The organism is Pseudoalteromonas sp. bablab_jr011 (assembly GCF_016464045.1).
Taxonomy (GTDB): domain Bacteria; phylum Pseudomonadota; class Gammaproteobacteria; order Enterobacterales; family Alteromonadaceae; genus Pseudoalteromonas; species Pseudoalteromonas lipolytica.
The window spans coordinates 111,815-121,893 of sequence record NZ_JACDWU010000167.1 but is presented as its reverse complement, the minus strand read 5'-3'; the positions used below and the strand labels follow the sequence as shown (position 1 = coordinate 121,893).

General features: G+C 39.7%; 8 protein-coding genes and 1 pseudogene. All 9 read left to right on the top strand.

Going from position 1 to position 10,079, the window contains the following annotated elements; translation table 11 throughout:
* Positions 1 to 175 precede the first annotated feature (175 nt).
* The 9 genes and pseudogenes from JIG41_RS08940 (at position 176) to JIG41_RS08900 (ending at position 10,036) form a co-directional block, all read left to right on the top strand.
* The gene (locus JIG41_RS08940) at positions 176 to 826 is read left to right on the top strand and encodes a glutathione S-transferase family protein (RefSeq protein WP_199524585.1); all 651 of its coding nucleotides are present in this window, start codon (positions 176 to 178) and stop codon (positions 824 to 826) included.
* 187 nt (positions 827 to 1,013) lie between these two features.
* Positions 1,014 to 2,174, top strand: coding sequence for a GGDEF domain-containing protein (locus JIG41_RS08935; protein WP_199524584.1), 1,161 nt, complete (start codon positions 1,014 to 1,016; stop codon positions 2,172 to 2,174).
* A 973-nt stretch (positions 2,175 to 3,147) separates the two neighbouring features.
* Positions 3,148 to 4,737 (top strand): annotated as a pseudogene (locus JIG41_RS08930) (HD-GYP domain-containing protein); the annotation flags it as partial.
* Between the two features lie 101 nt (positions 4,738 to 4,838).
* Positions 4,839 to 5,393, top strand: a complete 555-nt coding sequence (locus JIG41_RS08925) for an elongation factor P hydroxylase (protein ID WP_199524582.1) — start codon at positions 4,839 to 4,841, stop codon at positions 5,391 to 5,393.
* Positions 5,383 to 6,525, top strand: coding sequence for an ATP-NAD kinase family protein (locus JIG41_RS08920; RefSeq protein ID WP_199524581.1), 1,143 nt, complete (start codon positions 5,383 to 5,385; stop codon positions 6,523 to 6,525). Before JIG41_RS08925 ends, JIG41_RS08920 begins: the two co-directional genes overlap by 11 nt.
* A gap of 2 nt (positions 6,526 to 6,527) precedes the next feature.
* The gene (locus JIG41_RS08915; protein ID WP_036969913.1) at positions 6,528 to 6,803 is read left to right on the top strand and encodes a YfcL family protein; all 276 of its coding nucleotides are present in this window, start codon (positions 6,528 to 6,530) and stop codon (positions 6,801 to 6,803) included.
* Between the two features lie 148 nt (positions 6,804 to 6,951).
* Positions 6,952 to 8,508 (top strand): AbgT family transporter, encoded by a 1,557-nt coding sequence (locus JIG41_RS08910; RefSeq protein WP_065978787.1) that lies wholly within the window; start codon positions 6,952 to 6,954, stop codon positions 8,506 to 8,508.
* Between the two features lie 140 nt (positions 8,509 to 8,648).
* Positions 8,649 to 9,518 (top strand): hypothetical protein, encoded by an 870-nt coding sequence (locus JIG41_RS08905; protein ID WP_199524580.1) that lies wholly within the window; start codon positions 8,649 to 8,651, stop codon positions 9,516 to 9,518.
* A 113-nt stretch (positions 9,519 to 9,631) separates the two neighbouring features.
* A complete protein-coding gene (locus JIG41_RS08900; RefSeq protein ID WP_199524579.1) occupies positions 9,632 to 10,036 on the top strand; it encodes a hypothetical protein in 405 nt (134 codons plus the stop codon).
* Positions 10,037 to 10,079: the final 43 nt, after the last annotated feature.

The following is a 10,079-nucleotide window of genomic DNA, read 5'->3' as shown; positions in this document are numbered from 1 at the left end:
TAAAAATTTCTGATTTACGACTGCATGGATGCAGGAGGTAGAGCAATGCAGGAGCAATTGCCGAGAACAACTAAATAACTAAATTTTTGCCTTGTTATCAACGCGGTTTTATTGCCTCAAAATAGACCACTTAATTAAGCAGAATGGTATTAATCTAATCGTTAAGGGATGAAAAATGCAATTATTTATTGGTAATAAAAATTATTCGAGTTGGTCATTAAGAGCGTGGTATTTATTAAGTAAATTCAATATATCATTTACTGAGCAGCAACTTGTTTTAGATACCCCAGACTTTTATGACAGATTAAAAACGAAATTTCCTGTACAAAAAGTCCCTGCATTAATCGACGGTGATTTAGCTGTGTGGGATTCACTCGCGATTTGTGAATACATCAACGATGCTTATCTAAATGGCAGAGCATGGCCTGAAAACTTAAATAAAAGAGCTCACGCAAGAAGTGTGGCTGCAGAAATGCATAGTGGCTTTCTCGCACTCAGAAATGAAATGCCCATGAATATTCGAGCTAAAAGACATGTTGAGCTGTCAGAACACGCAAAGAAAGACATTGCGCGCATTGATGAGATATTTTCGATGCGACCACAATCGTCGTCCAATACATGGCTGTATGGTGAGTTTTCAATTGTTGATGCGATGTTTGCGCCCGTGGTACTGCGCTTTAAAACTTACCAAGTTACATTATCAAGCCCTGCACAAGCTTATTGTGACCAGGTACTATCGTGTCCTGTTTTGAAGAATTGGATTGCACACGCACTGCAAGAAACAGATATTGTTACACGTGATGAGGCAGGAGAGAATATTATTTAATCACCGCGCACAAAGCGATAATTTTATGCTTTGTGCCATTTTCGCAACTTTGTGTTGGTGCATGTGTGTAATTTATATACAAAAGAACGAGTTTAATTGTAAGCTCTTCACTCTATAATGGAACGGTTGCTCTTTATTTAAACACCTCATTACTCGCCTTTTTCCGTTCCTGCGGAGGTATATAATTATGAGCACATTCGGTGCAAAGTTATTAAATCAAGATATGTCAATTGCACGCTACTTTTGTCGGTTCAACTCTATGCAAGTTGAGCAAGCATTTACTCAAAGTAAGCTTGAGCAAGATAAAAAAACTGCACAGTTTCTTGCCTGTATCACCGCCATTATGAGTATGCTGGTGACCTATTCCGATAAAATGATAATTCAACCCAGCTTTTGGCCCGGTATTGCATTATTTAGCCGGACTATTTCTGTTGCAGTTTGTGTGATCACTGCACTTGGGGTGTGCTATATCCGGACACCACAGCAATTATCGCAAGCGGTGGCTGCGTTTATGACATTCTTATTTTTTAGTATGCAATTTATGGTGTTCACCTTTGAGCGCCATTATGTCCTGCATATGTTTTTTGATGTGATTATTTTGATCACTATGTATTTCTCTACTTTATTGTCATTAAAGAATGCCACCTTAATCGGTGTGTCTTACAGTGCATTTGCAATTACCGTTATTTATTTTAATAAAGATGTAAGTAGCCATACTTTTTATATGGTTGGGTTGGCACATGTATCCGCTAATTTTGCAGGGGTCGTTATGTCGGCTCATGAGCATTTAATGCGTCGGCAGCTTTTTGTTCGTAACACTCAGCTAAGTCAACTTGTAGATGAAATGAAAAGACAGGCATTTAAAGATGCACTCACACAGCTGCCTAACCGGCGTGCGTTTGATAACAATTATGAGGCATATCAAAAATTAATTAAGCAGCAAAATAAAACGAAACATGTGTGTGTCGTTTTAGCTGATATTGATTACTTTAAACGCGTAAACGATACCCATGGACATGAAATGGGGGATACCGTGCTTAAGCACTTTTCGACTTTTCTAACGAACTCTCTGCGCAGTGCTGATGATGTCTATCGATTTGGTGGTGAAGAGTTTGTTATTGTACTGCCGCTTTGTTCATTAAAAGATGCCACTGCGCTTATAAACGGCATGATAGCAAGGCTAAATGCCGAGGAATTTAAATTAGGTAGTTGCTCTTTATCGATACAAGCAAGTTTTGGTTTGACCATCATGCGTGAGGAGCAGCAAAAATCAGTGATATCACGAGCTGATTTGGCTTTGTATCAAGCTAAGGAAGGCGGAAGAAATCAATTGGTTATTAAAATTTAATCGATACCAAGGTGCGTTTAATTTAGTCAATAAATTGTAATTATCCAAAGATACTTGTATATATTATCTGTACTTCTTTTTTCTTATATTCATTCAATAAAGAGAGCATGCAAGGAGATGCATAATGCTATCACGCCATAAAAAAGGCTATAAAATATCAATTAGAGCGAGTGTTCTCTTAGTCTTTGCGCTTGCCAGTCTTTTAACGGGAATTGTGGCGATTAGCTTGCATTATTACTTCAGCGAAAAGTTAGTATTGCACACCAAAGCTCAGCAATTTAAGCAAACAAGCCAGCAGATTGCTGATCATATCACACGTATAAATCAGCGTGCAGATAACACCCTCAGCGTGATGGTTCATGACACACGCCTATTTTCACAAAGCCAAGGTAACTATGAGATTTTTCGAAATGTACTCATAGAGGTGCTTAGTCGGCACACAGATTTTTATTCACTTATTTTAGGGCGTGCGAATGGTGATTTTCTCCAAGTTATTAATCTAAAAGGGTATGCAAATTTACCCGCCAGCTTGAATATAAAAGATGAGTATAAATGGCTGGTCATTAAAGTATCGGGGGAAGGTGAAGAGCGTCGTAAGTCGATGTTATTTTTAGACTCACAACTGACAGTCCGTAAAGCAGAAGAGCAACAAACCGATTTTGATCCACGAACGCGAATATGGTTTCAAGACGCAGAAAGTGGGGTTGTTACCAAATCTGAACCGTACATGTTTAATGTTTACCACGTACCGGGTTATACCTATTCGATTAAGTCAGATGATACCGGCGATGTGCTTGCGGTGGATATAGCAAGTTCGAGTTTAAGTGCGTATTTAACTGAGCAACAGACTAAAATGCAGTTTTTGGTTTCCGCCGAAATGTATGTCTATCAGAGTAGTGGTGACATTATTGCCAGCAGTAGAACGCAAAGCCATCAGCATACCTTTGATGATTTATCAGCGCTTATTAAGCTTGATGACCAAAAAACAGGCCTTGCAAATAAGCGTCATCAGTTTGGCAAAATGCTGGATGTACATGAAAATGGGATAGAAAAATACATGTTTGTCGTGCCCTTACCATTAAGCGGTGACATGCAAGCTGACAATGAAGATTTCTTCACTGTATTGGTAGCAAAAGAAGATGTACTTGCGGTCATTCGCGAGAAAATTCGGATTTCTATTTTAATAACGAGTTTATGTTTATTACTGCTACTGCCAATATCGTGGTTTTTTGCATCATCAATTGTGAATCCAATTTTAAAGCTTGTTGGTGAGAACAAAAAAATTCAGCAGCGCGAGTATAAAAATGTGTCGACTCTGTCAAGTAGCATTCTCGAAATTCATTATTTAGCCAATTCAATGGTTGATATGAGCCGCTCTATAGAGAAACACGAAAACTCACAAAAAGCACTCATGGAATCGTTTGTTGAACTTATAGCCCAAGCGATTGATGATAAATCACCTTATACAGCAGGGCATTGTGAGCGTGTTCCTGAGCTTGGTATTTGGCTTGCGAATGCTGCATCTGATTCAACAGATCCCGCCTTTGCAGAGTTTGCATTTGAAAACGAAGATGAAAAACGTGAGTTTAGACTGGCAGCGTGGTTACATGACTGTGGTAAAATTACCACGCCAGAACACATTGTAGACAAAGGCACCAAACTAGAAACCATTTATAATCGTATTCATGAAATCCGTACACGTTTTGAAGTGTTACTGCGCGACGCTAAAATAAACTACTACGAAAAGCTGCTTGAAAACCCAACACACAGGGAGACACTGCAACAGCAGTTAGACGCTGAAACAGACAAATTACATGCTGACTTTGCTTTCATTGCTACTTGCAATGTGGGAAGTGAGTTTATGGATGATGAGCAACTTGCACGCTTAAAAGACGTTGCGTGTATTAAGTGGCATCGGCATTTCGATGCAACGCTTGGTTTATCGCCTCTAGAAGAAATGCGCTTTGCAGGTTTAAAGGGGCAATCTTTACCTGTTGAAGAAACGCTGTTAAGTGATAAACCCAGTGACCTAATTACGCACCACAAGGCTGTGGAATACGATGCTAATTTAGGTATAAAAATGTCGGTTCCTGAATACAAGTATAATTTAGGTGAGTTATATAACTTACAAATTAGAAGTGGAACACTTACCGCAGAAGACCGATTTAAAATTAATGAACACGTTATCAGCACGATTCGTATGCTTAATAATGTGCCATTCCCTGAAGAGCTAGCCCGTGTGCCGCGCTATGCATCGACCCACCACGAAACCTTAAAAGGCACGGGGTATCCGTGTAAATTATCAGCGGATGACTTATCGATACCTGAACGAGTGTTAGTACTTGCTGATATTTTTGAAGCACTCACTGCAGCAGATAGGCCATATAAAAAGGCCAAACCATTGAGTGTTGCTATTGATATTTTAGCTAAAATGGTCGATGACGATCATATTGATCGTGACGTATTTAAACTGTTTTTAAGTTCAGGCATTTACCTTGAATACGCAAAACGCTACTTGAGCCCTGAACAAATAGATAACGTCGATATCGCAAAATACCTCTAACCGAGAGGGGTTGTTTTTACTTTAGGCTGAAAAGTCCGTACAATTCGCCTCGTTTTTGGTGCGTTGTTGTAACGCTTTTAACGAGATGAATGTAAGCCAGTATGCATCAGATTGCCGATTTAATCGCTATTTTTGACAGCACTTTTTATCAAAGCCATAACACGCGCTTAATTAAAGGTGCTGACGAGCCTATTTACCTGCCTGCAGATGAGCAAACGACTTATCATCAAATTGTCTTTGCGCATGGTTTTTACGCCAGTGCACTCCACGAAATTGCCCATTGGCTGGTGGCAGGTGAAAAACGCCGCTTACTGGAAGATTATGGCTATTGGTATTGTCCTGATGGTCGTGATAAACATCAGCAAGCTGAGTTTGAAGCGGTAGAAGTTAAACCCCAAGCAATAGAATGGGCGCTTAGCGCTGCGGCAGGGTTTGACTTTAATGTTTCGGTCGATAATTTAAATGGCGAACAAACGTGTCGTTTTGCTTTTCAGCAGTGTGTTCACCAGCACCTATTAAGTTTACTAGCGTCTGGTTTTAATCAACGAACTTACGCACTACTAAAAGCACTCAGTGATTTTTATAAGACCCCGTGGCCACTGACAAGTGCACAATTTGTATGGCAACATCCAGGAGAGTTATCTGATGCAGTTTAAGTTAGGTTTAATTGTAAACCCTGTTGCAGGGCTTGGTGGCAGTGTAGCTCTTAAAGGCAGTGATGGTGCTGATACAGCAGCGAAAGCCATGGCACTCGGCGCAGAACCCAAAGCAAATTTACGCACCCGTGCAGCACTTGAAGTATTACTTGCGTATCAAGACTCGCTCATTATATACACCGTTAATGGTGAAATGGGGGAGCGAACAGCCACCCAATTAGGCTTTAATACCCAGGTTATTTATCACAGTGGCGACGTTACGACGCCGGATGACACCGAGCAAGCTGCAAAGCGTCTCGTAGAACAAGGCGTAGACCTTATTTTATTTGCAGGCGGTGACGGAACAGCCCGAAATATTTGTCATGCTGTTGGCGACACTACACCCGTGTTGGGCATTCCCGCAGGCTGTAAAATTCATTCAGGTGTGTATGCTATTACCCCAAAAGCTGCGGGCCGAGTGGTTGAAATGCTTGTAAAAGGTGAGTTGGTGAGCTTAGGCGATGCAGACGTGATGGATATCGACGAAGCCGCATTTCGCGAAGGCACAGTAAAAGCAAAACGGTATGGTGAAATGCAAGTGCCGAGCGAAGTACGTTACGTGCAAGCGGTTAAAAATGGGGGTAAAGAAACCGACGAGTTAGTGCTTGCTGATATTGCTGCTTATGTGGTGTCTGACATGGATGAAGAGACTTTATACGTCATGGGCAGTGGCTCAACAGTTGCTGCCATTATGGAAGAAATGGGCCTAAAGAATACCTTACTCGGTGTTGATTTAGTGGCAGACCAAGCGCTGATTGCTCAGGATTTAACTGCACAGCAATTACTGGAGCTAACACACGGTAAACCGACTAAATTAGTGATCACCCTGATCGGTGGTCAGGGCCATATTTTTGGTCGTGGAAATCAACAGCTCAGTCCAGCACTTATTCGTGCTATCGGCCGCGATAATATTATTGTGGTCGCAACCAAAACAAAATTACAGGCCTTGAATGGCCGCCCATTGATTGCCGATACTGGCGACAGTGAGTTAGACGATGAATTAAGTGGTTATATTAGAGTAACCACAGGTTTTAATGACCATATAATGTATGCAGTAGGTCATCAAGATGGGCTGCACCCAGAGGAGAGATAACCATGAGTTTAGTAAATTATATTGATGCAGCGCAGCAATATTTTGATGATTTAGTTGATAAAGCAACCGATGATGAGTTATTTGCTGGTGGCTATTTACGAGGCCATTTTGATTTGGCTGTAGGGTATGCGCAAGTTGAAGAATTAAACTTATCAACCGACGAGCTTAATAACCAAGTCGAGTCGAGCCTGGTTAAAGCATACCGTAATGGTGAGCTTAACGAAGATGATAAAGCATTAGTGGTTCGTTTATGGGATGAAGTAAAAGCATTAGCCTAATCGGTGTTGATGTTATTTAAATAAGCGGCTTTGGCCGCTTTTTTTATATAGTTTAAGTACCCAAATCGGATAGCTTAGTTAACTTAAAATTTACCTCTTAACGCGGATGCGATAAGGTAAGCAAGAAATTTTTCTAGGGAATTCGAAAATGAATAATAACAATGATGTGCAGGCACCAAGCGGAGCAATCGCACGTTTTTTAAATACCATTGAAAGGGTAGGCAATAAGCTTCCTGATCCGGCCATTATCTTTTTAGTGGCCATGTTACTTATTTGGCTGCTGTCGTGGCTTTTTTCGGGCATGACATTTGACGCCATAGACCCACGAACAGGCGAGGCCATTGTTGTCCATAATTTGTTGGCGGGTGATTCCTTAGCCACCTTTTTATCGTCGATGGTAAAAACCTTTACAGGCTTTGCTCCTTTAGGTGTTGTGCTTGTTGCAATGTTAGGTGTTGGGGTTGCTGAGCATTCAGGCTTTATCAATACGGGCTTAAAGCTAATGCTAAAAGTCACTCCTAAGCAGCTATTGACCCCGTCTATTATTTTAGTGGCGATTGTTAGCCACACCGCAACTGATGCTGGCTACGTGTTAGTTATCCCGCTTGCGGGGGTTATTTTTTATGCGATGGGTCGTCATCCTCTTGCGGGTATTGCTGCGGCTTTTGCGGGCGTGAGTGGGGGCTTTAGTGCCAATTTTATTCCATCAGGTATCGATCCATTACTGCAAAGCTTTACCCAAAGTGCAGCACAAATTATTAATCCTGATATGGCGATTAACCCGTTAAATAACTGGTTTTTCACCTCAGCTTCAAGCTTATTCATTATTTTATTAGGCTGGTACATTACCGATAAAATTATTGAACCACGCTTACAAAATACCCCACTTGATGGTGACACCGAAGACTTACCCGCTTTTGATGAAGCGCGTAGCGATGAAAAGCGTGCGTTTTATATTGCAAGCACAGTGATGGTAGCAGGCCTTGCTTTACTTTGGTTTGTATCCGCTCCCGCAGACTCAGCTATGCGCAGCCCCGATGGCTCGCTGACTAACTTCCGTTCACCTTTGATGCAGTCTATCGTGCCACTAATTTTCCTACTGTTCTGGATACCTGGTGCAGTTTATGGCTTTGTGGTTGGCACGTTCAAAAGCTCTAAAGACATGATTGATGCCATGAGTAAAGCAATGGGCGGCATGGCGTATTATATTGTTATGGCGTTTTTCTGTGCGTTATTTATCGCGGCATTTAGTAAATCAAACCTTGGGGCATTACTGGCAATTGAAGGTGCACAGCTGTTAAAAGCCATGCAATTACCCAGTTCTGTAACCGTGATTGGTATTATTTTCTTAACTGCATTCGTAAACTTGTTTGTGGGTTCAAGCTCGGCAAAATGGGCATTACTTGGGCCTATTTTTGTGCCTATGTTAATGCAATTAGGCATATCGCCAGACTTAACCCAAGCAGCGTACCGTGTGGGTGATTCAAGCTCAAACATTATCACCCCGTTAATGCCTTACTTCCCATTGGTTGTCGTGTACTGCCAGAAGTATGTTAAAGGCACAGGTATCGGCACCTTAATTGCCATGATGCTGCCGTACTCTATCGCGTTCCTAATCGGCTGGAGTATCTTCTTACTAGCATATTGGGGCTTAGGCATCCCACTCGGCCTACAGTCAAGCTACGTGTACCCAGCGGGTTCATAACGATTAAGTAATAAAGCCTCAGCCATGCTGAGGCTTTTTTATAGGTTATTAGGAATCTATGGTTTAATCATATGGGGTTGAGTGATTAATTAATTATACAATCAGAATTTAGTAAATATTTACAAAAAGTAGGAAGGATTATGTTGGAAGAGCTAGAAGCTAAAATCGAGAGTTTAGAAAATACAATTGATCAAGCAAGTGAATTGTTGAAAATAACTACTGGTTTAAAGAAGTCTGAAATAGAATCAACAAGCAAAATTACAGACATAATTTCTTCAACAGGCTCTTTTGATGTGTTAGAAGGACCTTCATATTTACTGAGAACTAAACCTATAAATTTAAAATTATCAAAGCCATTAGTTGTTTCTAAAATTGAACTAACTTTGAATTTAGAAAAAGATATAAAGTTAACTTATACAAACACCTCAGGTCATAAAATAAATCAAATTTCTGATAATTTTGAGAAGGATAAAAAATCAGGGTTATATAAATTAGTTTTTAGTATCTTAGCCCCAATTTCTGAATTTTCGATATCTACACTAGATGGAGAAGTAAATATAAAGTGTTTACAAGGATTTGTATTTAATGAGTCTACTACATCTAAAAGCTCTCACAATTCAATATATAAGCAAATCGATAAGCTTTACCTAATCCAAGAGGAGTCTTATGAGCTTTTAAGTAACCTAAAAGATGAATTTCATGATTTATCGAAATTTAAAAATAGCTTAGATGAACTCGAAACTGATCATCAAGAGCATTTAAGTTCTTTAAAAGTTGAAATTGATGAAAAAGATAATTTATTGAGTGACGTTAATGAGAAACTTAAGTCAGTTAACGTAGAGCTTACAGAAAAGAAAGATCTGCTTGCGGAAACAACAGCAACTTTGAAATTAACTAGAGATAAGAATGGTAGTTTAGAACAATCAAATAAAGTATATAGTGAAAATTTAGAGATATTAAAAAAAGACGTTAGAGACCAAACAAACTTAAAACATTACAAGATGATGTAGATATTTTTAGCGAGGACTTCAAATCCTTCACAGGTGAGACCCGAAAACAACAATTATTCTATGGTGCTATTAGCATACTTTTTTTAGGTGTTTTATTTTTTATTACAATTTCTTTGTTTGAAAAAGCTGGTGATTTAATAACCTTTTTTGATCAAGGTAAGATAGAAAGTGTTTGGGATGTATTTTTAAGTCGTATCCCATTTATGTTTGCTGTTTTAGGCATTGTTGCTTTTATCGCAGAAGGGATGAGAAGGTGTATAAACCAAATTATAGAGTTGCATGATCAACGCCTAAGTTTTTTAAGGTTATCGATAGTTTCTAGAGAGGTGATAGAAAGTGCTACAGCTGATATTTCCTTAGAAAGAGAAGAAATAGTTAAACTTAGAACAAAGCTGAAGCTAGCGATGTTGAGACAACATATGGAAAAAGATTTAGGGACGAAAGAAATCAATTTGGGTCAAGATTCACAGAATGTTATTCAAATGGAAGTTAATGAGAAGGATCAAGGTGCTGCCTAAGGCTTAACCACAATTTCAAGGCTTATAAAAAGACACAAAAAAA

Bases quoted from the DNA above. Each gene is read 5' to 3' on its own strand.
- JIG41_RS08940 (WP_199524585.1), top strand. From the start codon at position 176: ATGCAATTATTTATTGGTAATAAAAATTATTCGAGTTGGTCATTAAGA.
- JIG41_RS08935 (WP_199524584.1), top strand. From the start codon at position 1,014: ATGAGCACATTCGGTGCAAAGTTATTAAATCAAGATATGTCAATTGCA.
- JIG41_RS08925 (WP_199524582.1), top strand. From the start codon at position 4,839: ATGCATCAGATTGCCGATTTAATCGCTATTTTTGACAGCACTTTTTAT.
- JIG41_RS08920 (WP_199524581.1), top strand. From the start codon at position 5,383: ATGCAGTTTAAGTTAGGTTTAATTGTAAACCCTGTTGCAGGGCTTGGT.
- JIG41_RS08915 (WP_036969913.1), top strand. From the start codon at position 6,528: ATGAGTTTAGTAAATTATATTGATGCAGCGCAGCAATATTTTGATGAT.
- JIG41_RS08910 (WP_065978787.1), top strand. From the start codon at position 6,952: ATGAATAATAACAATGATGTGCAGGCACCAAGCGGAGCAATCGCACGT.
- JIG41_RS08905 (WP_199524580.1), top strand. From the start codon at position 8,649: ATGTTGGAAGAGCTAGAAGCTAAAATCGAGAGTTTAGAAAATACAATT.